This is a genomic window from Nocardia sp. NPDC047654 (assembly GCF_043205035.1).
Lineage (GTDB): Bacteria > Actinomycetota > Actinomycetes > Mycobacteriales > Mycobacteriaceae > Nocardia.
In genome coordinates, this window is sequence record NZ_JBIDDF010000001.1 from 648,097 (window position 1) to 673,063 (window position 24,967).

Here is a 24,967-nt window from a genome sequence, read left to right on the forward strand (position 1 = left end):
CGGTCCGCCACAGCCCCCCACGCCCGCAACAGGCACCGCCCCCGGGCACGGACTGTGCACGGCGTCGGAAGACGCGTTGGAGCGGGATTGATGGCGACCGCCGATCCGCTCGTCGTGATCGGCGACGCGCTGCTCGACATCGACGTCGACGGTCGCGCCGACCGGTGCAGCCCGAATTCCGCGGCTCCTGTCGTCGACGTCGCACACCGGACGTTCCGTCCCGGTGGGGCGGGACTGGCGGCCCGGCTCGCCGCGACGGGAGAGCGAGAAGTCGTTCTCATCGCGGGCTTCGCCTCCGACGAGGCGGCTGTCCGGCTGCGCGGACTGCTGGACGGCCACGTCCGGGTCATCGCGCTGCCCTTGCGCGGTTCGACGGTCTGCAAGCAGCGCGTGCGAGCGATCGGCCCGTGGGCCGCCCCGAACGGGCACGCGAGGACCAAGGAGCCCAGGCGGCCGGTCCTGATCACCAGGATCGATTCCGGTACGGGACGACTCGGCACCGACCTGCTGCCCGAGGCGGCGCACGCCGCGCTCGCGGCGGCGCATGCCGTGGTGGTCTCGGACTACGGTCGCGGCACCGCGACCCACCCGCAGATCCGCGCGCTGCTGCGCGCCCACGCCGCTCACGTCCCGGTCGTCTGGGATCCCCATCCGCGCGGATCGGTCCCGATCCCGGGTGCGGCTCTGGTCACCCCGGGTCGCGCGGAAGCGCTCGCCCTGCTGTCCGGTCGGCTCGATGACGGACCGGATCTGTGGAAACTCGCCAAAGGGTGGGCCGTGCAGGCGATCGCGGTGACCCTCGGATCGGAGGGCGCCCTGATGTGCCTGCGCGCATCGGGTAAACGTCTGCGCATCCCGCTTCCGGCCGCGGCCAAGGCGCCCGACGGCAGTGACGCCTGCGGTGCGGGCGACAGTTTCGCCGTCGCCGCGGCAGCCCACTTGGGCGCGGGCAGCGGACCCGAAAGCGCGGTGCGCCGCGCGGTACTCGCGGCGGCCGAGTTTGTCGGCTCCGGTGCCGCCGCGGCGTTCTCGGAATCGGAGCCGGCCACGGTTTCCGGAGTGCCTGCCGCCTGGGGCGATCCGGGGACGTGACACTCGCCCCGCTACTCGGGCTCGGGACCTGCTGAACACCGCGGATCCGGCGCGACGGCTCGGATCGCGCCGATGGTCAATCGGGAGTCACGCCGTGCGTCGGCACTGTCTTCCGGGCTCGAAAGTCCTGGATGCCAAGCGGTTACCGCGGATTACGAATTCCTGGGTGGGCTCGTTTGCCGGGCGCTGTTGCGGGCTTATCGCGCCCGGGTGGGACATGGATGACATACTGGCTCGTGGGTCCCCGGTTGCCGCCACGATGTGCGCGTGCGCCGGCCGTTGAGTCAACAGCGGAATCTCGGCCCGACGCGCCCGCGTCCGCGTGATCCCGTCGAGGGATGGCAGCGGTTCGCGGACCCGTTGCGGCCGCAAGCCCTTGTACCTCGGAGAGGCACTGCATCCATGACTCGGCATATGGAACCCGGCATGTCCGTCTTGACCCCCACCGGTTCGGCACCGGCCGAACAGCCCGCGGTCGGAAGCTTCCGGTTCTGGTTCGCCACCCGCCGGTGGGAATGGTCCGCGGAGGTCTATCGCATGCACGGCTACCGGCCCGGCGAGATCGAGCCCACCACGGAGCTGTTGCTCGCGCACAAACACCCCGACGACCGCACGCACGTGGCCGAGACCATCACACGCGCCATCGATCACGGCGAACCCTTCTCGAGCAGGCATCGGTTCATCGACCTGTCCGGCCAGGAACACACCGTGCTCGTCGTCGCCGACCGGATCCTGGACGACACGGGCACCGCGGTGGGTACTTCCGGCTTCTACGTCGACCTCTCCGACACCCTCGCCGAGGCGCACGAAGCCATGCTGGCCGCGACGCTGCCCGGAATCTACGAGAACCGCGCCGTGATCGAGCAGGCCAAGGGTGTGCTCATGCGCATCTATCAGATCAGCGCCGAGCAAGCGTTCCAAGTCCTGCGCTGGCGTTCGCAGGAAACCAACACCAAGCTGCGGGCGCTCGCCCAGCAGTTGATCACCGAGCTGCTCCTCGTGCCGCCGCCACCGCCGGACCTGGTCGCCGCGTTCGACCACATCCTGCTCACCGTCCACCACCGCATACCCCGCGATTGATCATCGAGCGACCGGCAGCCGGAACGCCGGGGGGCATTTCGTTTTTCGGACCGATGCCCCGACAGACTTCGTCTATCGCACTGACACCACCGGCGCTCACTGCCAGGCTCGAAGTTGCGGTCTTGTGCCGATCCGGCCGCCGGAGGTGCGCGTGACCTGTCAGAACGGCGTGGAAGGCGTCCGAACCGGAGACGGCCTGATCCTCGTCGTACACGGTGAACTCGATGCGGCGACGGCCGAGGAATGCTTCACGTCGATGACCGAGGTCGTCGAAAAATACGGCGCCACAATACCGAACCCTCTTCCGGTGGTCATCGACCTGTGCGAGGTGCGTTTTCTGTCCTGTGCGGGTGTGCGCGTAGTGCTGCGGCTGGCGGGATGGGGTGCGCGAGCGGGCGTACCGGTCGCCGTGACCGTGCCGGACGAGGTGCCCGTGCGGCGTATCCTGGACCTGCTGGCGGTGCAGGAGAGCGTGCCGCTCCTGGCGTGCCCGGCGCCGGCGATGCACGGTATCGACCAGCCGCGCGTGTGCGGGTCATCCGCGGCCGCCCGGGCGGACGAGGCGGCGGGGCGGACGGACGGTGAGCAGCGGCCACATACCGGGAACGCACATTCACACCGTTCGACCATCCGAAATACGAACAAGACCGCGCCCGAGCGCTTGACGCAACGGTAGGGCGGTACTCGGCGACCGTCGCCTCGTCGGCCATCGCACGAGCGCGTGGACCGCTGGAAAAGGGGAATCGAGGAAGCTCATGTCACTGGCGACCGCGAACCACAGGACCGCCACGCCCCGCCGGGCCCGGCGAGGAACCGACAGCTACGACGGAATCGAGCCGTGGCTCGAGGAATTGCACGCGATGGCCGAGAACGACCCCGGACGTCCGCGACTGCGGGAAGAAATCATGCGCCGGTGCCTGCCGCTGGCCGAGCATATCGCCCGTCGCTTCGTCGGTCGCGGAGAGAATTACGACGATCTGTACCAGATCGCCGCCGTGGGATTGGTGCTCGCGGTCGACCGCTTCGACCCGGGACGGGGACCGTCGTTCCTGTCGTTCGCGGTCCCCACGATCATGGGGGAGGTGCGCCGCCACTTCCGGGACCACAGCTGGGCGGTGCGGGTCCCGCGCCGGATCAAGGAGATCCAGCTGACCATCGGCCCGGCCGTGGAGCGGCTGTCCCAACGTCTGGGACGAATGCCCACCGCGCTCGAGATCGCCGTGGAGCTGAACATCGACCTGACCGAGGTCACGCAAGCGCTGCTGGCCGGTAACGCCTACTCCACGAACTCCATCGACGCCGTCATCGATGACGACGACACCGGCAGCGCCGCCGTTCGGGTCGCGGAGACGTTCGGCGACGAGGACCCCTCCTACGACCTGACCGACGAAGCGCTCGCGGTCGCCCCGTTGCTGGCCGAACTGCCCGAACGCGAGCGGCGCGTACTGCGCATGCGTTTCTTCGAAGGATGTACGCAAGCCCAGATCGCCGCCGCGCTCGGCGTCTCGCAGATGCACATCTCGCGCGTCTTGTCGCGGACGCTCGCCGAACTCCGAGAGCGCGCTCTGCGCGACTGATCGCGACTGCCCCCGCGCCGCGCTCGGCCGGGATCGCCGCAGGCCAGGACGTGCGGGATCACGCTTGAAGCGTCGTATGGGGGAATCGGCCGTACGCGTCGCGGTAGGCGGTCGCGAATCGTCCCGGATGGGCGAAGCCCCACTCCGCGGCGATCGAGGTCACGGTGTGGCCGTCCTCGGGTGAGCAGTCGCGCAGTTGTTCGTGCGCCCCGCGTAGCCGAAGGCGCCGCAGGTACGCCATGGGCGTGCTGTCGAGATGGCGACGGAACGCCAGTTGCAGCGCGCGGACGGTGACGTAGGCGGCCGCGGCGATGTCGGCGACGGTGATGTCGTCGCGGACGTGCGATTCGAGGTACGCCAGCGCGCGCCGCACCGTCTCGGGATGGGCGTCGTTGCGGTCGCGCGCGGTCGGATCGGCGTGTGCCGTGCTGGGGAGGGCGTGCAGCACGCTGGCGGCGAGGTACTGCGCGGCAGTGGAGGCGACCAGCGGTTGTTCACTCACCGTGCGGTCGACGGCGAGACCGCGCATATGCTCGAGCACATTCGACAGGTGCCGCGCGGCGGCCGGGGAGACCGGCCGATGACCTGTCAGCCGGATCGGTTCCAGGTCGCGGTCCGGGGTCGAGGCCGCGACTTGGTTCAGCAGAGCGGGATCGAACATCGTGATGCTGTAACGGGCGTGGTGGACCACTCCGGAATACGGCAGGTCCGGTGGCGTGAGCAGCCCGATGTCGCCCGCCTGGAAGTAGGCGGTGGTGCCGTCGACATAGTTCTCTTCGATCATCCCCGTGGTCACCTGGCACAGGCATATCTTGCCCAGCGGCTGGGCGTCGTACTTCATGTCGAAGCTCAACTCGAGTTCGTCCAGGCTGACCGGACCGAGCAGGTTCCGGGTGATGTTCGTCCGGACCGGTACCCCCGTGCTGTTGCCTATCCGCATCTTGGTGTAGTTCAGATTGAGGAAGTCCTCGGTCGCACCCAGACTGTCGCTGTGGAAGGTGAGTGATTCCATCGATGCGACGCTCCTGCTCTCTCGAATACGGCCATCCCGTCCGGCACGTCGTAAGGGTCTGTCGAGCCACTTTGCTCGGCGTACGGACTGGTCACAACCGTTTCATTCGGTGGCAGGTCATCGGCTGCGGTCGGTACCGGCGTATACCCGCTTCGTCGAGGTTCAATCGTCGGCCTTTTTCCACTCTACGGCGCGTGATCGCGTAGAGCCGGGTCCAGCGGCGCATCCGGCGTCCGCCACCGCCCCGCACGAGTCTCGGAAGTGTTTCGTCCGTGCCCGAGCGGCCACCCTGAACACGAGGGGCGCGGTTCGCCCCCCTGCACTGGAAAACGTCCGAAGAGACGAGGGAGGTCCTATGGTTTCGCGGGACACGATCGCGCAATTGCGTCAAGACATCACCACCGCCGAGGACACCGGCGACGAAGCCAACGCCGAACGTCTGCGTGGCGAACTCGCCGAAGCGATCCGGGAAGCAGGCAAGGACACCGAGACCGATCAGCGGTGACGAATCCGCGCCCGCGCGGGCAGGCAGCGCACCGTGCCGCCGGCCCGCGCGCCGGTCACCCGGCGCTCTCCCGGTTCTCCAGCCCGACGGCCTCGGCGAGTTCCCTGCGGTGACGCAGCAGCTCGGGGCGAAGAATTACGCCTAGGAGGCCACCGCGCCGGCCGTGGTCGCGAAACGGTCGAAGACCGACAACTTGCCGGTGACCTCCGAGGGCGTGGTCGGTGTTTGTCCTGCGCCGGAGTGTTCAGCACGTCGAGCCACCCGAAGTACTCTCGAATCTGTTGCCGCCGTTCGTCATTCGTCGGGATCGTCGCGCGGCGGCAGATAGGGTTCGGCGTCCGCCGGATGGCCGTGGGCGATGTTGCGCGCCCGTGCCAGTTCGGCATCCAGCTCCGCGCCCAGCAGGACCGCGATATTCGAGATCCACAGCCACACGAGGAAGACCACGACGCCACCCAGGGAGCCGTAGACCCGGTTGTAGGAACCGAAGTGGCCGACGTAGAACGCGAATCCCCAGGACGCCCCGGCCCACAGCAGGACGGCCAGCGCGCTGCCGGGGGTCAGCCACCGGAATCCCGGCTGCCGCACATTCGGCGCCGCCCAGTACAGCAGGGCGAAGACCAGGCTGATCAGTGCCATCATCACCGGCCACTTGACGATGCCCCAGACGGCGATCGTGGCCTGCGCGAGTCCGAGCCACCCGCCGATGCGGTCGGCGAGCGAGCCGCTGACGACGACGCCCACCGTGCAGACGCCGAGCAGGATCACCACCGCGGCGGTCAGGGCTACCCGCACCGGCACGGTCTTCCAGATCGGACGTCCTTCCTGGATGTCGTAGATGGCGTTGGTTGCGCGCATGAACGCGCCGATGTAGGCCGACGCGGTCCACAGCGCCGACGCCAACCCGAGCAACGCCAACGGGCCTGCCGGGGCTTGCGCTTCCTGGATCTCGTTCACCGCGTCGACGAGCAGATCCGTTCCGCTACCCGGCCCGATCTCGCGGATGGTGTCGACCAGTGCTCGCGTGTCGTTGCGTCCGAGGATGCCGAGCCCGGCGGTCATGACGATCAGTCCCGGAAACAGCGACAGCACACTGTAATACGTCAGCGCCGCGGCCCAGTCGGTCAGATTGTCCCGCTGGAACTCGCCGACCGACCGCTTGATCACGCCCCACCACGACCGTCCCGGCAGATCCGCCGGCCCGCGCAGCCTGCGTCGCGCGGCGAACCCCTTCTTCAAGTCTTGCACCTCACCGATCACCTCCCGACGCCCACCACCTCCCGCTGGCGCGCGGATACCCGCCGTACGGGCTGCGAAACCGCCTCTACGCCCGCGGTGTTCGCGGCGCCCGGCTCGCTTCGGGGCGGCGCGCAGTGCCCGCGACGCCGGAAAATCCGTTGTTCCCGGCACGGCGGGACCGTAACGTCGCTTCCGTTTGCCTACCGATCGATCGAAGGAGATTCCATCGTGGAACCCGTCACCGAACGCGACATCAGGTCGTCGTTCGTCAACTGTTCGAAGGGAGACGCCAAGCGGTTGCCCGTACCCAGGGACCTGGACGAGCGGCCCTGGGCGGATCTGGACTTCCTCGGCTGGAGCGATCCGTCCTTTCCTGGGCGCGGCTACTTGGTCGTTCCGCAGGACGACCGCCTGGTCGGCGTCGCCCTGCGGCATGCCACCGGGGGCACCGGACGCGCGCAGATGTGCGCGATCTGCCTGACCACCCACACCGGCGGCGGGGTCTCGCTGATGACCGCGCACAAAGCCGGTGAGTCCGGGCGCAGGGGTAACTCGGTCGGCACCTACATGTGCACCGATCTCGCCTGCTCGCTGTACGCGCGGAACAAGAAGCGCCCCGCGCTCGGAAGCAGGTACCGCGAGGACCTCACTCCCGAGGAAAAGGTCGAGCGAGTCCGCGACAACCTGAACACGTTCCTCGCGAAGCTCTACGCCTGATCCCTTTGCCCATCCCGGCAGCCGACGCGCTGCCCGTCCGAACGGAGGTAGATGCCATGTGCCGACACTCGAGGACCGCACACTCGAGCCACCCGAACCAGCCCACAGCGCAACGGATCTCGGGATGGCCGTGATTCCTCGCCGGTCGAGTCGGCCCGGGTCGGCCGGACCGTCTCGTCCGGCGAGGAGTCGCGGCTTCGGGTACCGGGCTCGCTAGCCGGCCGAGTCGTGGTCCGTGGGTTCCCACACCGCGCGCAGGCTGGGTGCGCCGGGGACCAGATCGGGCAGGTCGGGTACCGCTTCGGCTTCGTCGATGAGCGGGGCGATGATCGCCGCGTGCCGGTCTCGGGCCAGCCGCGCCGCCTGCCTGCCTGCTTCGGTGACCGAACGGCCTAGCTGTTCCGGTGTGCTTCGCGGTGCTGCCGGGGCGAAGCGCACATCGACGAGGACGCCCGCCGCGTCCACGGTCACCTCCACCAGTTTGTCCGCCGACTCGGCCGTGCAGCGCACGGCGGCCAACTTTTCGCGCACCTCCGCCAGGTGGGTGCGCTGCTCGGCGAGCGCGTCCAGAATGTGGTCGACCTGGTTGCGGATTCCGCTGTTGGCGGAGCGCAGCCCGTCGCGTTCCCAGCGATCCACCGGCACCGACCTCCTCGGGTTCACCTCTCTCCCGAACCGCGGCTCCGCGATCCGAGCCGTCACCGGGACGACGCGCGGCCGGGAACGAGGCAAGGAATTGTCCGGCACTCCGGTCGCGACCGCAGCGCGCGCATCCCCGTGCTGGGAATGGTCAGGCGGGTGTGGACTCGGTTTCGTGCACCGTCAGCCAGCGAACGCCACCCGGATCCTCGGTCGTCAGCACGGCGGTCACCCGGCGATGCGTGGTGTCGCCGGTCGCCCGGTGCGTCTCCAGGAACCGCACGACCGCGATGCCGCCCGACCGCTGGAGTTCTTCGACCTCGGACACCTCGATGGTGAGGCCTGGCACGGCGTTGCGCGCGCCACGCAGACCCGCGAGCAACGCGTCGCGCCCCAGCACTTCACCACCGGTGGTCACCATGCTGAACCGCTCGTGCTGCGCCGCCGCGAACCGCTCGAACACCTCGTCCGGCGCCGCCGAGCCGAGCCACGCCGCGAGGTCGGCATGCAAGCGTTCGACCACATCGGTCAGATCCACACCCATTCGTGCATCGTAGGCGCCCTGCGATCGCCGCCTCTGCGAGCCGCATCGTGCTCCGCCGGGCCACCGCAGGTCGACCGGGGCACGAGGCCGTGGGCGAAGCCCGGTCTCGCGGCCGTCATCGGTGGGCTCGGACCGCCGCGAGCGGTAGCGTCGGCGGAATGAAGATTCGTGGAGCGGTCCTGGAGCGGATCGCGGCGCCCGCGCCGTTCGCCGAGTCGGCGCCGATCACCGTGTGTGATCTGGAGCTGCGCGAGCCGGGACCGGGAGAACTGCTGGTCCGGATCGAGGCGGCGGGGCTGTGTCATTCGGACCTGTCGGTGGTGGACGGCAACCGGGTCCGCCCGGTACCCATGCTGCTGGGCCACGAGGCCGCCGGGAAGGTGGAAGCGGTCGGTCCCGGCGACGGCGATATCGCGGTCGGGCAGCGCGTGGTCATGACCTTCCTGCCGCGGTGTGGCGAGTGCGCCGGGTGCGCGACCGACGGCCGCACGCCCTGTGTGCCCGGCAGCATCGCCAACAATGCGGGCGAGCTGCTCAACGGCGGGCGGCGATTGTCCCGCGACGGCGCCGAGGTGCATCACCACCTGGGTGTTTCCGCTTTCGCCACGCACGCGGTGGTGGATCGCAGGTCGGTGGTGCCGGTCGACGACGACGTGCCTGCCGAGGTCGCCGCCGTCCTCGGCTGCGCGGTGCTGACCGGCGGTGGCGCCCTGCTGAATTCGGCGCGACCGGGTACCGGGGACCGGATCATGGTCGTCGGTCTGGGTGGCGTCGGTATGGCGGCGGTGCTGGTCGCGGTGTCGCTCGCCGCGGAAGGGCATGAGGTGATCGCGGTCGACACCGTGCCGGACAAGCTCGCTCTCGCCCGGGAGTTGGGTGCGCACGCGGCCTATACCCCGGCCGAGATCGCCGAACTCGGTGTGCAGGCCGAGGTGGTGGTGGAGGCGGCGGGCAACGTCCGTGCCTTCGAGACCGCTGTCGCCGCGACCGCGCCCGGCGGCACGACCGTCACCGTCGGGCTGCCCGCCCCGGACGCCCGTGCCGCCATCTCTCCGCTGGCCTTGGTCGCCCAAGGCCGTTCCATCGTCGGCAGCTACCTCGGCTCCGCGGTGCCGTCCCGGGACGTTCCCGAGTACGTCCGCATGTGGCGGGCGGGACGCCTGCCGGTGGAGCGGCTCGTCTCGGCGCACGTCGGGCTCGACGAAATCAACCGCGCCATGGACGAACTCGCCGCGGGGCATGCCTTGCGCCAGGTCATCGTCTTCGACTGACCCGGCCTGCCGCCGCACGGCGATCGTTCAGCCTGCGGGCCGGTCCATCGCGTCGACGAATCGTTCGAGCAGACGGGCGAAGTCGGCGCGCTCCGCGGGCGTCCAGTCCGCCATGGCGGCGGCCATGGTCGTGCGCCTGCCCTTTCTGGCTTCGGCCACAGCCCGGGTACCGGCGGCGGTGAGGCGCAGGACCGAACGCCGTCCGTCGCGCTGATCGGCGACGCGTTCCAGCAGGCCGGCGGAAACCGCCTGCGCTACCAGGCGACTCGCCCTGGGCTGATCGACGCCGAGCGCCGGCGCGAGTGCGCCCACCGTGTCGGCCGAGCCGTCCGCGACGGCGTCCAGCACACGGAACACGGCGACGGGAATCGCGCCGTCGCTCAGCGCACCGCGCGTCTGCCTGCGCCGGATCCGGACCATCGCCGCTTCCACGGCGACGGTGATCGCGTCGTGGTCGTCCATTACTCCACTCTGTCATGCGCGGAATTTATATGTAAGATTACATCTACTTGGTTCTATGCATACAAAGGAGTGGTGATGGCCATCCAGCGCGGTATCGGTTACTGGCTCGTGGAACTCGATCGGTTGATCAACCAGCGCTTCGACGAAGACCTCGCATCGGGCGGGTTGAGTCGCAGACGCTGGCAGAGCCTGCACTCGCTGGCCGACGGACCGCAGCGCGCCGACGACATCCGCGACGCGCTCGACACCTTCTGGGCCGACGACTCCGAATGGCCCACCGAACTGGCCGAACTCGTGGCCGCCGGGCTGGTCTCCGACGACGCGGGTGTGCTGTCACTGACCGAGCGGGGCCGCGTCACGCACGAGGCGGCCTTCGTCCGGATCGGCCGACGCAGGCGGCAGATGGCGGAGGGCATCACCGACGAGCAATTCGCCGAGGTGCTGCGGTTGCTGCAGAGGATGGCCGTGAATCTCGCGGGTCCGCAGAGCCGGGAGGCCGGTGAACCGCAGGCGGTGCGATGAACGCCGGGCGGCGGAGGGATCGCGCTCGACCGGGCCCATTAGGCTGATCCCGACCGGAAACGGAACGAGGAGGTGCGGTGATCATTCGGGTCGGAGTGCTCGGAGCGCGCGGCAAAGTCGGACAGGCGATCTGCGCGGCGGTGACGGCGGCGGAGGATCTGGAACTGGTCGCCGCCGTCGACAAGGACGATTCGCTCGAGGCGTTCACCGCGGCGGACACGCAGGTGGTCGTCGACTTCACCCATCCGGACGTGGTGATGGGCAATCTGGAGTTCCTGGTGGCCCACGGCATCCACGCGGTGGTCGGCACCACCGGGTTCGACGAGGCCCGGTTGACGCGGGTGCGCGGCTGGCTGGCCGCCCGCCCTGACGTCGGTGTGCTGATCGCGCCGAACTTCGCCATCGGCGCGGTGCTGTCCATGCGATTCGCCGAGCAGGCCGCCCGCTTCTTCGAATCGGTGGAGGTCATCGAACTGCACCACCCCAACAAGGCGGACGCGCCCTCCGGCACCGCCTACCGTACGGCAGGCCTGATCGCCGCCGCCAGGGACAAGGCGGGCCTCAACCGCAGTCCCGACGCGACGACGAGCGAACTGGAGGGCGCGCGCGGCGCCGACGTGGACGGAGTGCGGGTGCACTCGGTGCGCCTGGCCGGTCTGGTCGCCCACCAGGAGGTGCTGTTCGGCACCCACGGCGAGACGCTCACCATCCGGCACGACTCCATCGACCGCTCGTCGTTCGCCCCCGGCGTGCTGCTCGGCGTGCGGGAGATCGCCGACCGCCCCGGCCTCACCGTCGGACTCGACCCGTTCCTGGACCTGTGATCGCATGTCGGCACGCGCGGCGGGCGCGCACGGCGTCCGTCGGAGCGCGATCGTGAGCGGCTCGGATCAGGCCGATCGGAAGGGCGGCGGGGAAGTCCTCAAGGTCGTCGCGCTGATCGCGGCCCTCATCCTGGTGCTCGGTTTCTACTTCCTGCTGCTCGGCCGGATCGCGTTCGGCTTGATCGGTTCCGGCGACGTGGCGGCGATCGTGATCGGCGTCGGCGTGCTGATCCTGCCGCTGCTGGGCGTCTGGATCGTCGTGGCCACCGTGCGCGCGGCCCTGGCGCATCAGCACCTGGCGCGGCGCATCCACGACGAGGGCCGCGAGCTCGACACCACCGATCTGCCGCGCCTGCCCTCCGGCCGCATCGAACGCGCGGCGGCCGACGAGCTGTTCGCCACGGTCAAGGCGGAGTGGGAGGCCGACCCGGACAACTGGCGCGTCTCCTACCGCCTCGCGCGCGCCTACGACTACGCGGGCGACCGCACCAGGGCCCGGGAGACCATGCGCCGCGCGGTCGCCCTGGAACGGCACGAGCGCGACACCGCCTGACCGCCGCGCGGGCCGATACCATCGCAGGGTGGCCCGGTTGCTGATCATCCATCACACGCCGTCCCCGCATATGCAGGCGATGTTCGAGGCCGTCGTCGCCGGGGCCACCGACCCCGAGATCGAAGGCGTGGAGGTCGTGCGCCGCGCCGCGCTGGCCGTCACCGCCTCCGACGTGCTCGCCGCCGACGGCTACCTGCTGGGCAGTCCGGCGAACCTCGGTTACATGAGCGGCGCGCTCAAACACGCGTTCGACACGTTCTACTATCCGTGCCTCGATTCCACGCGCGGTCGTCCGTACGGCCTGTACCTGCACGGCAACGAGGGCACCGAAGGCGCCGAGCGCGGGGTGGTGAGCGTCACGAGCGGACTGGGCTGGGAACAGGCCGCCGCCGCTGTGGTGCTCTCCGGTCCGCCCGCCAAGGAAGACCTACAGCGGTGCTGGGAGCTGGGGGCCACCCTCGCGGCCGGGCTCATGGCCTGAGCATCCCCCGAATTCTGGTGTCTGACCACGGCGCACCATCGACCGGCATACTGTCTGCGGTTGTTGTCGCGGTGGGGATGTGAACGAGTAGCTCGGGATGGGAGAGCCAGGTGACCTGGGCCGAAGGGAACGAGAACGCCCCGCGCCGAATCGGATTGGTCGAGGACCACGAATCGGTCGCCATCGGTCTCGCCGCGATGCTCGCGCCGGAAACCGATCTCGATCTGGTGCTGACCGCCGGCACGGTGCCGGAACTGCTCGCCGCCGCCGACGGCGCGCCGAAGCTGGACCTGGTGGTGCTGGACCTTCGGCTGGCCGACGGGTCCTCGCCCGAGGACAACGTGCGCGCCCTGCGTAACCGCGGTATCGAGGTGCTGGTCTTCACCGGCGCGGACAACGCCTTCCTGGTGCGCGCCGCCGCGCGCGCGGGGGTGCTTGGCGTGGTGCGCAAATCCGAGGACGTGCCGACCGTCGTCGCCGCCGTGCGCCGCGCGGCCGGCGGCGAGCAGGTGGTGACCACCGATTGGGCTGCCGCCATCGACGGCGATCCGCAACTGTCCCATGTGGGCCTGAGCCCGCGTCAGGAGGAAGTGCTCACCCTGTACGCGTCCGGGGAGAAAGCCTCCCGGGTCGCGCGGTTGACCGGTCTGTCCGAGCAGACGGTCAACGACTATCTCGGCCGCATCCGCCAGAAGTACGCCGACGCCGGTCGTCCCGCGCCGACCAAGACCGACCTGTACAAGCGGGCGGTCGAGGACGGCTGGCTGCCGGTTCCCGAGCGGCATCGGCGCGGATGATCGCGTCCAGCGTGCTGGACACCGAGTCGCACTCTCGCTCCCTCCCGCTCGACCGGTTCCGTGTGAACCGCTGGCGTCGCCGGGTCGTCGCGCTGTCCAGGGAGAAGGCCTCCGAGGGCGCCGCCGACCGCATCTTGCGCAGGTTCGGCCTGGCCATCGGCATCGCCGGGGTGATCGCCGCGGTCGTCGAGCTGCCCGAGATCGCCGACCAGAGCCGCTTCGTCCCGGTCCGGTGGACGGTGGTCGAGGTGGTGCTGGCGTTCGGGCTGTTCCCGGTACTCGCGATCGTCTCGGTCGGCATGAGCAGGCGGATGATCCAGCGGGTCGCCGGTGCGGCGGCGGTGAGTTTCCTCGCGGCCATGGCGGTGGTTCCGCTGGCGTATGCCGTGCCGGATGCCGAAGGGGCGGCGTCGGTGTGGTTGTACCGGGTGCTGGCGCTGGGCGTCCTCGCGGCGGTGCTCGCTTGGCGTCCGCCGCTCGCCGTGGCGTATCTGGTGGTGGGCGCGGCATTCAGCGCGCTGGCGAATCTGGTCGTGCTGCGGGAGACCACCGCGCTCGCGCTGCTCGGCGACTTCGCCAGGGCCGCGGGATTGAGCGCGCTGTTCCTGTGGTGCGTGATCTATGCCAGAGCGGCGGCCGTGCGAGTGGATCGCGAGTCGGCGATCGAGAGCAGCCGGGCGGCGGCGGTCGCGGGCGCGGCGGCCCGGGAGCGGGAACGTGCGCGCTTCGCCGCGCTGATCCACGACGCGGTGCTGTCCACCTTGCTGGACGCCTCACGAGCGGGGACCGAATCACCGGTACTGCGCCGCCAGGCCGAACGGACCCTGGAACAGCTCGACGAGTGCCGGGTGGCCGGGTACGAACCCGACCGCCTGGACGCGCAATCCGCGATCGGGTTCCTCCGCTCCGCCGTGCACGAGGTGAACCCCGGCATCCGGTTCACCACGCGACGCTGGCCCGGGTTCGACGATCTGCATCTGCCGGTGGACGCCGCGAGCACGATCGCGGCCGCACTCGCCGAGGCTGTGCGCAACAGTCTGCGGCACGCCACCGTCGCCGGGCGCGAAGTGCGCCGGACCGTCACAGTGACGATCAGCGCGGGTGGGATTCGCGTGGTGTTCCGGGACGACGGAGCGGGTTTCGACCTGAGTGAGGTGCCGGTCGATCGGCTCGGCATCTCGGTGAGCATCCTGGGCCGCATGCGTCAGCTGGCAGGCGGCGCGGGCTTCGTGGAATCGGAGCCCGGTGAGGGAACGACCGTGACGCTGGTGTGGGGCGGAAATGGCTGAGCGGGAAACCGAATTCGGGCTGCGGGATCTGCTCGGACTGCGGGACCGCGCGGCCTGGCTGTTCCTGGTCGTTCTCGAGGCGACCATCGTGCTGTACATGATCCGGAACTTCTCCGAATCGCCGGTGGCCGCCGCCGTCGCGGCACTGGTCGTGCTCGCGCTGGCCGGTGTCGTGGTGCTGGTGGCGCCGACCGATCCGCTGCCCTGGCCCGCGACCGTGTTCGTCGCCGCCTCCGGGCCACTGGCCACGACCCTGACCTCGTTCGATGTCGAACACGGCTGGTCGAAGCAGGTCTGGACGGCGTTCGCCGCCTCCTATGTGCTCGCTGTGCTGGTGCTGCGCGGACGCTCGGCCGCGGCCTGGCTCGGCGTCGCGGGCATCGGCGTGGTGATCGCCGTGGTCGGTGTGGTGGCAGGCCTGCGGGTGGGCGTCGTCGTCGGCTCGATCGTGCCGGTCGCCACGGTCGCCGGGGTCTCCCTGTTCGCGGCGATCATGCGGCCCACCCAGCGTTCGCTGCGGCTGCTGCGCGAGGAGGCGGCCATGCGTGCCGCCGCCGAGGCCTCGATGGCCGCGGAGAACTCCGAACGCACCCGTCAGCTGGCTCGGCTGGACGCGGTGGCGCGCCCGATCCTGGAACGCATCGCCGACGGGGAGGAACTCACCGCCGCGGAGCGGGAACAGTGCAGGCTCCTGGAAGCCGAACTGCGCGACGGCCTGCGAGCCCCGCAGCTGGCCACCGAGCAACTCAGCAGCGCCGCCCGCGGAGCCCGCTCCCGCGGCGTCGAGGTGATCCTGCTCGACGACGGCGGTTTCACCGGTGTCCCGCATCGGGTGCGCAGGCAAGTGATCGACGCCGCCACCCGGGAACTGGACGCCGCGAACGACGGTTCGGTCACCGTCCGCATCCTCCCGACCGGCCGACGCATCCTGGCCACCGTCCTTGCCACCGCATCGGACCGGGACCGCCGCACCGAGATCGACACCACCGGCGCGGTGACCGTCTCGACCTGACGGCGCGATCCTGTCGGTGCCTCGTGGCATGGTTGCCAGTCATGCGGAAGATGGGTGCGGCGGCGGCGCGGCGAACGGCGTTGGCGGCGCAGGGTTTCGGGGTGCGCCGGCCCGGGCGGGCGACGCGGCGGACGGTGCTCGGGGTCTTGGACAGGACCCAGTTGCTGCAACTGGATTCGGTGTCGGCGGTGGTGCGGGCGCATTACGCGCCCGTGTTCAGCCGGATCGGTCCCTACGATCGCACCCTGCTGGATCAGGCCGCGTGGAGCAACGGCGCGCGGCGGCCGCGGGCGCTCGTCGAGTACTGGGCGCACGAGGCCGCGCTCATCCCGGTCGAGGACTGGCCGCTGTTGCGCTGGCGGATGCGGCGCTACGAACACGGGCGTTGGTCCGGCATGCGCAAGGTGTTCGAGCGCAATCCGACCCTGGGCAAAGACATCCTGGACGTGATCACCGCGGTGGGCCCGGCCACCGCGGGTGAGGTGGAGCGCCACCTGGAGTTGGACAAGCCGCGGCCGAAGGGCACGTGGTGGAACCTCAGCGATACGAAGATGATCTGCGAGCAACTGTTCGCGGCGGGCGCGCTTTCGGTAGCGACCCGGGTGGGCTTCGCCAGGCACTACGACCTGACCGAGCGGGTGCTGCCCGCGGACGTGCTGGCGCGCGACGTCGCCGAACCGGACGCCGTCCGTGAGCTGGTGCTTCGCGCGGCCACCGCGCACGGCATCGGCACGGAAGCGGACCTGCGCGACTATTACCGTCTTCATCGCACCCAGACCGAACCCGCCATCGCCGACCTGGTCGACGCGGGCGAGCTGATCCCGGTGGAGGTACCGGGCTGGGGGAAACCGGCCTATCTGCGGGCGGGCGCCGCGACACCGCGGCGTGTCGAAGGCGCCGCACTGCTGTGCCCGTTCGACCCGCTGATCTTCTTCCGCGCCCGCACCGAACGGATTTTCGACTTCCACTACCGCATCGAGATCTACACCCCGGAACACAAACGGGTGCACGGCTACTACGTCTTCCCGTTCCTGCTCGACGGTGAACTCGTCGGTCGGGTCGACCTGCGCGCGGAACGCGCGAACGGACGGTTGTGGGTGCCCGCCGCGTTCGCCGAACCCGGATACGACACTGCGGCCACCGCGTACGCCCTCGGTGGCGCGCTGCGCGAACTTGCCGATTGGCTCGAACTGGACGAGGTCGCCATCGGCGACCGCGGCAACCTGGCCGCGTTGCTGTAGCGCGACTGGGTCAGATGTCGCGTTTGGGCCCGTAGCCGCGCATCTGGTCGCGCAAGGCCCCGTGCACAGCGCTGGACAGCCACGAGTTCAGGGACTGACCGCTCTGTGCGGCAGCCTCTTCCGCGCGCGCTTTCATCTGCTCCACCAGCCGCAGCGTGACCCGGCTGATGTCTCCGGTCATCTCCTCGAAGGTGGGGTGCTCATCGCCTACCGTGCTCTTGCGCACATCGATGGAAGCGTCCGTGCCGTTGATCGACACGTGCACCGTACGGTCACCCAGCGCGGCGCTGACCTCGGCGGCGAGGTCCGACAGCGCGGCGAGCAGGACCAAGCGGGCCGAGCCTTCCGTAGCCGCGGCCAGGGCCGCCGCCGTGGCCTGCGTCTTCTCGTCGCCGAGCGCCGCGGCCGCGATCAGGTCCTCGCGCAGCCGACTGGTGTACTTGTTCAGATCCATGACATCAGTGTGACGTCATATGTGATGTCGAGCAAGGGCTGGTATGACATCAGCGCGCCGCCGTCGATATGGATTCGCGTCTGTGTTGCGGCCTGATCGCCGACGACGGTGTCGAGGGCGTGTCCCAGACCGGGTAGCCTTTCTGACCATGACGAACGGTGAATCGACGCCAACGGAGCTGCGTGCGTCCGGCACGGTAGGTGTCGCGATGGTGACCCCCTTCAGCGCCGACGGCAAGCTCGACGTCGATGCCGGGGTCGCGCTCGCGGCCCGCCTGATCGACCGTGGTGTCGACCTGCTCGCGATCTCGGGAACCACCGGTGAATCGCCGACCACCACCGAATCGGAGAAAGCGGATCTGCTGCGCGCCGTCGTCGATGCCGTGGGCGAGCGCGCGACCGTGATCGCGGGTGCGGGCACCTACGACACCGCGCACTCGATCGAGCTCGCGCGCAACGCGCAGCGCGCGGGTGCACACGGTTTGCTCGTGGTGACGCCGTACTACTCCCGGCCCTCCCAGGAGGGGCTGATCGCACATTTCACCGCCGTCGCGGATGCCACCGACCTGCCGGTGACCTTGTACGACATCCCCGGGCGGTCGGTGGTGCCGATCGCCAGTGACACCATCCGCAAGCTGGCCGAGCATCCGCGCATCGTCGCGGTCAAGGACGCCAAGGGCGACCTGAACATGGGCGCCGAACTCATCGCGAGCACCGGCCTGACCTTCTACTCCGGCGACGACGCGCTCAACCTGCCGTGGCTGTCGGTCGGTGCGGCCGGATTCATCAGCGTCATCGGACATCTCGCACCCGAAAGGTTGCGCGCCCTGCTGGAAGCGTATGAGGCGGGCGAGGTCGTGCGCGCCCGCGAGATCAACACCACGCTGCTGCCGTTGCACGCCGCGATGGCCAGGCTGGGCGGTGTCGCGATGAGCAAGGGCGGCCTGCGGCTGCTCGGCGTGGAGGTCGGGGAGCCGCGGTTGCCCCAGCTGATGCCGACCGGTGAGCAATTGGAAGCGCTCGCCACCGACCTGCGCTCGGCGGGGGTGCTCTCGTGAGCGAGTCCCTACCCCGTCGCCGCCGCAGCGCCTCCCGCCCCGCGGGAGCGCCCGCCCCCTCCGCGGTACCGGCCGAGCAGCCGACGCCTGCCGCGTCGCCGGAGACCGCCGCACCGCCTCGGCCCGCGTCCGAGGAGACCACGGTGGAGGTGGCTCCGGCCGCCTCCGCCAAGGAGAACGCCGCTCCGGTCGTCTCCGCCAAGGAGACCGCGCCCGCGCAGTCGCGGCGGGAGCCCAAAGCGCAGAACGCGGCGCCCCGCCGACCGGCCCGCGGCCGCGGCCAGTCCGGCGCTCGGCGGGCCGAAGCTCCGCAGCCGCAGGCGGCTCCGGTCGCCGCGCACGACCGTCTCGGCGCCCCGCCCGCCCTGCCCGAGAACGGCCTGCGCGTGTTCGCCCTCGGCGGCATCGGCGAAATCGGCCGCAACATGACGGTCTTCGAGTACGGCGGCAAACTGCTGATCGTCGACTGCGGTGTGCTGTTCCCGGAGGACCAGCAGCCGGGTGTCGACCTGATCCTGCCGGACTTCCGCCCCATCGAGGGCCGGATCGACGACGTGGTCGCCGTCGTGCTCACCCACGGTCACGAGGACCACATCGGCGCGGTGCCGTTCCTGCTGCGGCTGCGGCCCGACATCCCGGTCGTCGGCTCGAAGTTCACCCTCGCGCTGGTCGCCGCGAAATGCCGGGAACATCGCCTGCATCCGAAGCTGGTCGAAGTGACCGAGGGGCAGCACACCACGCACGGCCCGTTCGGCTGCGAGTACTTCGCGGTCAACCACTCCATTCCCGACGCGCTCGCCGTCGCCATCCGCACGCCGGCCGGCGTCGCGCTGCACACCGGTGACATCAAGCTCGACCAGCTCCCGCTGGACGGACGTCTCACCGATCTGGCCGGCTTCTCCCGGCTCGGCGACGAGGGCGTCGACCTGTTCCTGGTGGACTCCACCAACGCCGAGGTCCCCGGCTTCGTCACGCCGGAACGCGAGATCGGCGGCGTGCTGGACTCGGTCATCGGCAAGGCCCGCGGCCGGGTCATCGTCGCGTCCTTCGCCAGTCACGTGCACCGCATCCAGCAGGTCGTCGACGTGGCCCAGCAGTACGGGCGGCGGGTGTGCTTCGTCGGACGCTCGATGGTCCGCAATATGCAGATCGCCCAGGACCTGGGCTATCTCACCGTGCCCGACGGCGTGGTCGTCGACCTCGACGCCGCCGCGACGCTGCCCAGCCACCGCCTGGTGCTGATCTCAACGGGTTCGCAGGGCGAGCCGCTGTCGGCGCTGTCGCGGATGGCGCGCGGCGACCACCGGCAGATCAACATCCGGCCCGACGACCTGGTGGTGCTGGCCTCCTCGCTGATCCCCGGCAACGAGAACTCGGTGTTCGCGGTGGTCAACGGCCTGGCCCGGCTCGGAGCCACGGTGGTCACCCAGCAGAACGCCAAGGTGCACGTCTCCGGGCACGCCTCGGCGGGAGAGCTGCTGTACCTGTACAACGCGGTACGCCCGACCAATGCGATGCCGGTGCACGGCGAGTGGCGCCACCTGCGCGCGAACGCGGCGCTGGCGGTCGCGACCGGCGTGCCGGAGGAGCGGGTGGTGCTCGCCGAGGACGGCGTGGTGGTCGACCTGGTCGACGGCATCGCCTCGGTCGTCGGCCGGGTTCCGGTGGGCCACGTATACGTCGACGGACTGTCGGTGGGCGATGTCGGGGAGTCGACGTTGTCCGACCGGCTGGTCCTCGGTGAGGGCGGTTTCATCGCGATCACCGTGGCCATCGACGAGACCACCGGCAAGGCGGTGAGCACACCGGAGATCAGCGGACGCGGCTTCTCCGACGATCCCACCGCCCTGCTCGGCGCGGCGGAACTGGTGGAAGCCGAACTGCTGCGGCTGGCGGGCGAGGGTGTGACCGACATCCACCGGATCGCCCAGGGTGTGCGCCGCGTGGTGGGCCGCTGGGTGGCCGACACCTATCGTCGTCGGCCGATGATCGTGCCGACCGTCATCGGCGTCTGATCTTCCGGAGATCGAAAAGCGCCGGACAGCTCGGCTGTCCGGCGCTTTTCGCTGGTTGGGGACCGGTTACTCCTGGCAGGCGGCGGATTCGATCTTCGCGCTCTTGACGATGTTGCAGGCGAAGGTGTGATCGACCTTCCATTGGCCGCCCTCGGAGACGAACTGGATGAACGCGTCGTCCACCGGGGTGCCGTCGATGGTGACCTTGGCGTCGGCCTTGAGCTTGTTGTCCTTCGGGTCGCCCACGTTGGTGACCTCGACGGCGACCTTCTGCTTCTTCGCGGCCTCGACGAGGTTGGCGACCAGATAGGGATCCTGCTCGGCGGCCTGGATCCAGCTGATCTTCTCCTCGTTGGGCACATTCGGGTCGAACGCCTTCTGCAGCCGCTCGTTCAATTGCTGCACGGAGGGCTTGGGCAGTGCGGGTGAGGACGGCGTGGTCGGCGCGGAGCCGGCCTCCTTGTCGCCCTTGTCCGAGCCACCCTCCAATTCACCCGCCGCGTGGCTGGGGTTGGCGCTGGTGCTCGGGGACGAGGAGTCGTCATTGGAGGCGCAGGCGGTCAGCGAGCAGGCGACTGCGGTGAGGACGACGGCCACGGTGGTCCGGAAAATGCGGTGCTTCACGATGTTTCCTTCGACTCGAAGTCCGGGCGTCAGCCGTGGTTGGACGTGCAGTTCCAGTGCACGATGTAGGCGTCGGAATCGTTGCGCGCCAAGGCTTGGCCCTGCGCGCTGCGGCGCGACGACGCGTACCCCCAACTCCAGGTGCCGGTGTCACTGGAGTACGCCACAGCACCGCAGCCGTTGCGGAACCAGACCACCGACTGGCAGTCCGCTGCGCCGCAGGAGCTCACGGCGCGCTGCTGTGCGGCAGCCGAGTTCGGGTAGTCGTAGGAGTACCCGATCAAACCGGTGGAGGTGGACAGCGCGATCGCGCCGTAGTTGTTGGTGTAGGCGTTCGCGGCGGGCGCGCTGACAGCCAGCGCGGCACCTACCGCCGCGAGCGCGGCCACACCGGTAGCAAACTTCTTCACGAGGATTTGCCCCTTCTTGTCATAAGGCCCACGACCCGATGGGCCGAGTGACAAGGTACAGAGCCGACTCTCATTGCGCTAGCCGGAGAATTCCCGGCATAGGGAGCGCGAACGCCGAAAACCCGCGGGGTGGCACCGCGCTCCCGGTGATCCGCGGGCGTCGCGTCGTGCGGCGGTGCGGCCGGGTCGTCGGTATGTTCGGGGGTGTGACTATGGCACAGCGGGAACGCCGGGGACTCGTCGAAGCGATGGAGGCGGCGGGGCCGGACGCGCGCACGCTCTGCGGCACGTGGACGGTGCGGGACCTGGCCGCGCACTTGGTGGTTCGCGAACGGCGGCCCGACGCCGCTCCGGGCATCATGGTGCAGCCGCTGGCGGGGTATCTCGACCGCGTGCAGGCGAAGGCGGCGAACAAGCCGTTTTCCGAACTGCTGGAGCAGGTGCGGACCGGTCCGCCGTGGTGGTCGCCGCTGCGTCCGCTCGACGCGGTGGTCAATCTGTCGGAGATGTTCGTGCATCACGAGGACGTGCGCCGCGCCGATCCCGGTTGGCAGCCACGCGAACTGCCCGCCGCCGACGAGGACCGGCTGTGGTCCATGCTGCGCAAGACGGCCAGGATGGCCTACCGCAAGGCGCCGGTCACGGTCGAGCTGGCGACGCCGGACGGCAGGCGCACGGTGGTGCGGTCGGCGTCCGAGGACGTCGTCACGCTGACCGGTAGGCCCTCGGAACTGGTGCTGCACGCCTTCGGGCGGGACGAAGTCCGGTTGGAGACCGCCGGATCCCCGGAGGCCGTCCGGGCGGTGCTCGAGGCAGACCGGTCGGTCTGATTCGAGCGTCATCGCTTGGTCGCGGAGGTCCCGGTGACCGGCGGAAAACAGCGCGCGGCGCTTCGGTACCAGTGTTGCGGATGGTCCGGATGGGGCGATTGCGGCTAGCCTGGGGCCATGGCAGGTAAGTCCCGCAGCACCCCGACGACTCGGGCGCGGGCGGGATCGGCGCGGGGGAGGGCCACCACGGCACGGTCTCGCGCGGCCACGCCCCGCGCGGCCACGCCCAGAACGACCGCAGCGCCCCGCAGGCGTAGCTCCGCGGCCCGGCGTCCGGCGCGCCGCCCGTCGAACACCGCTCCGCTCGCAGTGATCACGCGTGGTATCGGCAGCGGCTGGACCATGCTGGCCCGCGGGCTCGGCGCGACCACGCGCACGCTGAGCCGCGCGGGCGAGATCGAACACGGACATCGGCGCGACGGCGCGGCGCTGGCACTGATCGCACTGAGCGCCGTGATCGCGGCGGCGGTCTGGTTGTCGGCAGGCGGGCCGATCGGCCACTGGGTGGAGGACGTGATCCGCGCGATCGCCGGATCGGCCTCCGCCACATTGCCGTTCGTCGCCTCCGGGATCGCGGTCGTCCTGATGCGTACCGAACCGCGCCCCGAGATCCGACCGCGGCTGGTGCTCGGCGGCTCGCTGATCGGCTTGCCGCTCCTCGGGCTGTGGCACATCGCCGCGGGCGCGCCCACCGACGCGCACGGGCGTTCCCGTGCCGCCGGCTTCGTCGGTTTCGTCACCGGCGGGCCCCTGACCAACGGCCTCACCGCCTGGCTCTCGGTCCCGATCCTGTTGCTGGCCATCGTCTTCGGCGCGCTGCTGGTGACCGGGACGACGGTGCGCGAGGTGCCGGAGAAGCTGCGGCGATACTTCGGCACCGAGACCGGTGGCGACGACTACGGCGAATTCGACGGCGAATACCGGGATTACGACCCGGCCGACTACGACGCCGACGGCTTCCCGGTGCATCGCACCACCGCCAAGCGGCGCGGTCGCACGCCCGCGGAGAACTACCCGCCCGACGAGTTCGGCGACCCCGACGCGGTCACCGAGGCGCTCGGCGAACCACCGCTGCGCGACGCCAAGCAGATTCCGGTCGAGGAACCCGCGCCGAAACCGAAGCCGAGGAAGCAGCGTCCCGCCGCCGTGGTGGAGGATCAGACGCCACCGCCGCCGCAACCGCAGCAACTGGAGTTCGTCCCCGATCGCGAGGTCGAAGGCGATTACACCCTGCCGCCGTTGTCGCTGCTGACCGACGGCGATCCGCCCAAGAAGCGCAGCGCCGCCAACGAATCGATGATCGAGGCGATCACCGAGGTGCTGGTGCAGTTCAAGATCGACGCCGCCGTCACCGGGTTCGTCCGCGGCCCCACGGTCACGCGCTACGAGGTAGAACTCGGGCCCGGCGTGAAGGTCGAGAAGATCACCGCGCTGGCGCGCAACATCGCCTACGCCGTCGCGACGGAGAACGTCCGGCTGCTCGCGCCGATCCCCGGCAAGTCCGCCGTCGGCATCGAGGTGCCGAACGCAGATCGCGAGCTGGTCCGGCTGGCCGACGTGCTGAAGGCGCCCAGCACCCGCACCGACCACCACCCGCTGGTGATCGGTCTGGGCAAGAACATCGAGGGCGAGTTCGTCTCGGCGAACCTGGCCAAGATGCCGCACCTGCTGGTCGCGGGCTCCACCGGTTCGGGTAAGTCGAGCTTCGTGAACTCCATGCTGGTGTCGCTGCTGCAGCGGGCGACGCCCGACGAGGTCCGCATGATCCTGATCGACCCGAAGATGGTGGAACTGACGCCCTACGAGGGCATCCCGCACCTGATCACGCCGATCATCACCCAGCCGAAGAAGGCCGCGGCCGCGCTGGCCTGGCTGGTGGAGGAGATGGAGCAGCGCTACCAGGACATGCAGGCCAACAAAGTGCGCCACATCGACGACTTCAACAAGAAGGTGAAGTCGGGAGCGATCACCGCGCCGCTGGGTAGCGAGCGGGTGTACCGGCCCTACCCGTACATCCTGGCCATCGTCGACGAGCTGGCCGATCTGATGATGACCGCTCCGCGCGACGTGGAGGACGCCATCGTCCGCATCACCCAGAAGGCCCGTGCGGCGGGCATTCACCTCGTGCTGGCCACGCAGCGGCCGTCGGTGGACGTGGTGACGGGTCTGATCAAGACCAACGTGCCCTCCCGGCTTGCCTTCGCCACCTCATCGCTGACCGACTCCCGCGTCATCCTCGACCAGCCGGGTGCGGAGAAGCTGATCGGCATGGGTGACGGCCTGTTCCTGCCGATGGGCGCGGGCAAGCCCACCCGGTTGCAGGGTGCGTTCATCAGCGACGAGGAGATCCACGGCGTCGTCGAGTTCACCAAGAACCAGGCCGAGCCGGAATACCAAGAGGGCGTGACCGCCGCGAAGGCCGGGGAGAAGAAAGACGTCGACCCCGACATCGGCGACGATCTCGACGTCTTCCTGCAGGCGGTGGAACTCGTGGTAACTTCGCAGTTCGGGTCCACCTCCATGCTGCAGCGCAAGCTGCGCGTCGGTTTCGCCAAGGCGGGGCGGCTGATGGACCTCATGGAGACCCGCGGCGTGGTCGGTCCGAGCGAGGGTTCCAAGGCGCGTGATGTGCTCGTGAAACCCGATGAGCTGGAAGGGTTGCTGTGGTCGATCCGCGGCGGCGGGGACGACGGCGATGCGGAGCCGCCGGAATGATCCGG

At 69.8% G+C, this 24,967-nt stretch carries 28 protein-coding genes; 19 read left to right on the forward strand and 9 right to left on the reverse strand.

The annotated features are described in order from the left end of the window. The first annotated feature begins 90 nt into the window (after nt 1–90). The 4 genes from ACGF7Y_RS03025 (at nt 91) to ACGF7Y_RS03040 (ending at nt 3,749) form a co-directional block, all read left to right on the forward strand. Nucleotides 91–1,092: a PfkB family carbohydrate kinase gene (locus tag ACGF7Y_RS03025; protein WP_393228618.1), complete on the forward strand. Its 1,002-nt coding sequence runs from the start codon at nt 91–93 to the stop codon at nt 1,090–1,092. A gap of 426 nt (nt 1,093–1,518) precedes the next feature. Next, entirely contained in the window at nt 1,519–2,172 is a 654-nt protein-coding gene (locus ACGF7Y_RS03030; protein ID WP_393228620.1) for a PAS and ANTAR domain-containing protein, read from the forward strand. Between the two features lie 151 nt (nt 2,173–2,323). Further along, nucleotides 2,324–2,848 (forward strand): STAS domain-containing protein, encoded by a 525-nt coding sequence (locus ACGF7Y_RS03035; RefSeq protein ID WP_393228622.1) that lies wholly within the window; start codon nt 2,324–2,326, stop codon nt 2,846–2,848. A gap of 79 nt (nt 2,849–2,927) precedes the next feature. After that, entirely contained in the window at nt 2,928–3,749 is an 822-nt protein-coding gene (locus ACGF7Y_RS03040; RefSeq protein WP_393228624.1) for an RNA polymerase sigma factor SigF, read from the forward strand. 58 nt (nt 3,750–3,807) lie between these two features. On the opposite strand, the gene ACGF7Y_RS03045 is transcribed toward ACGF7Y_RS03040, so the two are convergent. Then, on the reverse strand, nt 3,808–4,761 hold the full coding sequence (locus ACGF7Y_RS03045) for a helix-turn-helix transcriptional regulator (protein WP_393228626.1): 954 nt from the start codon (nt 4,759–4,761) through the stop codon (nt 3,808–3,810). A 355-nt stretch (nt 4,762–5,116) separates the two neighbouring features. Between ACGF7Y_RS03045 and ACGF7Y_RS03050 the strand changes: the two genes are divergently transcribed. Further along, nucleotides 5,117–5,266, forward strand: coding sequence for a hypothetical protein (locus ACGF7Y_RS03050; protein ID WP_157106969.1), 150 nt, complete (start codon nt 5,117–5,119; stop codon nt 5,264–5,266). 294 nt (nt 5,267–5,560) lie between these two features. On the opposite strand, the gene ACGF7Y_RS03055 is transcribed toward ACGF7Y_RS03050, so the two are convergent. Continuing rightward, on the reverse strand, nt 5,561–6,505 hold the full coding sequence (locus tag ACGF7Y_RS03055; protein WP_393228628.1) for a YihY/virulence factor BrkB family protein: 945 nt from the start codon (nt 6,503–6,505) through the stop codon (nt 5,561–5,563). A gap of 228 nt (nt 6,506–6,733) precedes the next feature. Between ACGF7Y_RS03055 and ACGF7Y_RS03060 the strand changes: the two genes are divergently transcribed. Next, nucleotides 6,734–7,222 carry an FBP domain-containing protein gene (locus ACGF7Y_RS03060; RefSeq protein ID WP_393228630.1) on the forward strand — a complete coding sequence of 163 codons (489 nt, stop codon included), beginning with the start codon at nt 6,734–6,736 and terminating at the stop codon, nt 7,220–7,222. Nucleotides 7,223–7,435: 213 nt separating this feature from the next. Here the strand turns inward: ACGF7Y_RS03060 and ACGF7Y_RS03065 are convergent, their stop codons facing one another. Both ACGF7Y_RS03065 and ACGF7Y_RS03070 read right to left on the reverse strand, forming a co-directional pair. Then, the gene (locus ACGF7Y_RS03065) at nt 7,436–7,867 is read right to left on the reverse strand and encodes a YbaB/EbfC family nucleoid-associated protein (RefSeq protein WP_393228632.1); all 432 of its coding nucleotides are present in this window, start codon (nt 7,865–7,867) and stop codon (nt 7,436–7,438) included. A 145-nt stretch (nt 7,868–8,012) separates the two neighbouring features. Then, the gene (locus tag ACGF7Y_RS03070) at nt 8,013–8,405 is read right to left on the reverse strand and encodes a DUF4440 domain-containing protein (protein ID WP_393228634.1); all 393 of its coding nucleotides are present in this window, start codon (nt 8,403–8,405) and stop codon (nt 8,013–8,015) included. Between the two features lie 158 nt (nt 8,406–8,563). On the opposite strand from ACGF7Y_RS03070, the gene ACGF7Y_RS03075 reads away from it, so the two are divergent. After that, nucleotides 8,564–9,676 (forward strand): alcohol dehydrogenase catalytic domain-containing protein, encoded by a 1,113-nt coding sequence (locus ACGF7Y_RS03075; RefSeq protein WP_393228636.1) that lies wholly within the window; start codon nt 8,564–8,566, stop codon nt 9,674–9,676. A 27-nt stretch (nt 9,677–9,703) separates the two neighbouring features. On the opposite strand, the gene ACGF7Y_RS03080 is transcribed toward ACGF7Y_RS03075, so the two are convergent. Next, a complete protein-coding gene (locus ACGF7Y_RS03080) occupies nt 9,704–10,138 on the reverse strand; it encodes a MarR family winged helix-turn-helix transcriptional regulator (protein WP_393228638.1) in 435 nt (144 codons plus the stop codon). 75 nt (nt 10,139–10,213) lie between these two features. Here ACGF7Y_RS03080 and ACGF7Y_RS03085 point away from each other — a divergent pair, with 75 nt between their 5' ends. The 8 genes from ACGF7Y_RS03085 (at nt 10,214) to ACGF7Y_RS03120 (ending at nt 16,857) form a co-directional block, all read left to right on the forward strand. Continuing rightward, a complete protein-coding gene (locus tag ACGF7Y_RS03085; RefSeq protein WP_393228640.1) occupies nt 10,214–10,660 on the forward strand; it encodes a hypothetical protein in 447 nt (148 codons plus the stop codon). 77 nt (nt 10,661–10,737) lie between these two features. Beyond that, entirely contained in the window at nt 10,738–11,484 is a 747-nt protein-coding gene (gene dapB / locus ACGF7Y_RS03090; protein ID WP_393228642.1) for a 4-hydroxy-tetrahydrodipicolinate reductase, read from the forward strand. Nucleotides 11,485–11,536: 52 nt separating this feature from the next. Beyond that, nucleotides 11,537–12,037, forward strand: coding sequence for a hypothetical protein (locus ACGF7Y_RS03095; RefSeq protein ID WP_393228644.1), 501 nt, complete (start codon nt 11,537–11,539; stop codon nt 12,035–12,037). 28 nt (nt 12,038–12,065) lie between these two features. Beyond that, nucleotides 12,066–12,518 (forward strand): flavodoxin family protein, encoded by a 453-nt coding sequence (locus ACGF7Y_RS03100; RefSeq protein ID WP_393228646.1) that lies wholly within the window; start codon nt 12,066–12,068, stop codon nt 12,516–12,518. A 110-nt stretch (nt 12,519–12,628) separates the two neighbouring features. Next, nucleotides 12,629–13,315, forward strand: a complete 687-nt coding sequence (locus ACGF7Y_RS03105; protein WP_393228648.1) for a DNA-binding response regulator — start codon at nt 12,629–12,631, stop codon at nt 13,313–13,315. After that, entirely contained in the window at nt 13,312–14,604 is a 1,293-nt protein-coding gene (locus ACGF7Y_RS03110; protein WP_393228649.1) for an ATP-binding protein, read from the forward strand. The genes ACGF7Y_RS03105 and ACGF7Y_RS03110 overlap by 4 nt, the downstream gene beginning before the upstream one ends. Then, the gene (locus ACGF7Y_RS03115) at nt 14,597–15,616 is read left to right on the forward strand and encodes a hypothetical protein (RefSeq protein ID WP_393228651.1); all 1,020 of its coding nucleotides are present in this window, start codon (nt 14,597–14,599) and stop codon (nt 15,614–15,616) included. Before ACGF7Y_RS03110 ends, ACGF7Y_RS03115 begins: the two co-directional genes overlap by 8 nt. Before the next feature lie 41 nt (nt 15,617–15,657). Beyond that, nucleotides 15,658–16,857 (forward strand): winged helix-turn-helix domain-containing protein, encoded by a 1,200-nt coding sequence (locus tag ACGF7Y_RS03120; protein ID WP_393228652.1) that lies wholly within the window; start codon nt 15,658–15,660, stop codon nt 16,855–16,857. A 10-nt stretch (nt 16,858–16,867) separates the two neighbouring features. On the opposite strand, the gene ACGF7Y_RS03125 is transcribed toward ACGF7Y_RS03120, so the two are convergent. Beyond that, nucleotides 16,868–17,311, reverse strand: coding sequence for a hypothetical protein (locus ACGF7Y_RS03125; protein WP_393228654.1), 444 nt, complete (start codon nt 17,309–17,311; stop codon nt 16,868–16,870). Between the two features lie 148 nt (nt 17,312–17,459). Between ACGF7Y_RS03125 and dapA the strand changes: the two genes are divergently transcribed. Then, the gene (gene dapA / locus ACGF7Y_RS03130) at nt 17,460–18,368 is read left to right on the forward strand and encodes a 4-hydroxy-tetrahydrodipicolinate synthase (RefSeq protein WP_393228656.1); all 909 of its coding nucleotides are present in this window, start codon (nt 17,460–17,462) and stop codon (nt 18,366–18,368) included. After that, nucleotides 18,365–20,383, forward strand: a complete 2,019-nt coding sequence (locus ACGF7Y_RS03135) for an RNase J family beta-CASP ribonuclease (protein WP_393228658.1) — start codon at nt 18,365–18,367, stop codon at nt 20,381–20,383. Before dapA ends, ACGF7Y_RS03135 begins: the two co-directional genes overlap by 4 nt. Before the next feature lie 66 nt (nt 20,384–20,449). Here the strand turns inward: ACGF7Y_RS03135 and ACGF7Y_RS03140 are convergent, their stop codons facing one another. Next, nucleotides 20,450–21,007: a hypothetical protein gene (locus tag ACGF7Y_RS03140; RefSeq protein ID WP_040867964.1), complete on the reverse strand. Its 558-nt coding sequence runs from the start codon at nt 21,005–21,007 to the stop codon at nt 20,450–20,452. Nucleotides 21,008–21,036: 29 nt separating this feature from the next. Then, a complete protein-coding gene (locus ACGF7Y_RS03145; protein ID WP_393228660.1) occupies nt 21,037–21,417 on the reverse strand; it encodes a DUF4189 domain-containing protein in 381 nt (126 codons plus the stop codon). 206 nt (nt 21,418–21,623) lie between these two features. Here ACGF7Y_RS03145 and ACGF7Y_RS03150 point away from each other — a divergent pair, with 206 nt between their 5' ends. Beyond that, nucleotides 21,624–22,247: a TIGR03085 family metal-binding protein gene (locus tag ACGF7Y_RS03150; protein ID WP_393228662.1), complete on the forward strand. Its 624-nt coding sequence runs from the start codon at nt 21,624–21,626 to the stop codon at nt 22,245–22,247. 104 nt (nt 22,248–22,351) lie between these two features. Here ACGF7Y_RS03150 and ACGF7Y_RS03155 read toward each other — a convergent pair whose 3' ends face one another. Continuing rightward, nucleotides 22,352–22,564, reverse strand: coding sequence for a hypothetical protein (locus ACGF7Y_RS03155; RefSeq protein WP_393228664.1), 213 nt, complete (start codon nt 22,562–22,564; stop codon nt 22,352–22,354). On the opposite strand from ACGF7Y_RS03155, the gene ACGF7Y_RS03160 reads away from it, so the two are divergent. Then, nucleotides 22,557–24,962 (forward strand): DNA translocase FtsK, encoded by a 2,406-nt coding sequence (locus ACGF7Y_RS03160; protein WP_393228666.1) that lies wholly within the window; start codon nt 22,557–22,559, stop codon nt 24,960–24,962. The genes ACGF7Y_RS03155 and ACGF7Y_RS03160 overlap by 8 nt on opposite strands. The last annotated feature ends 5 nt before the right edge of the window (nt 24,963–24,967 follow it).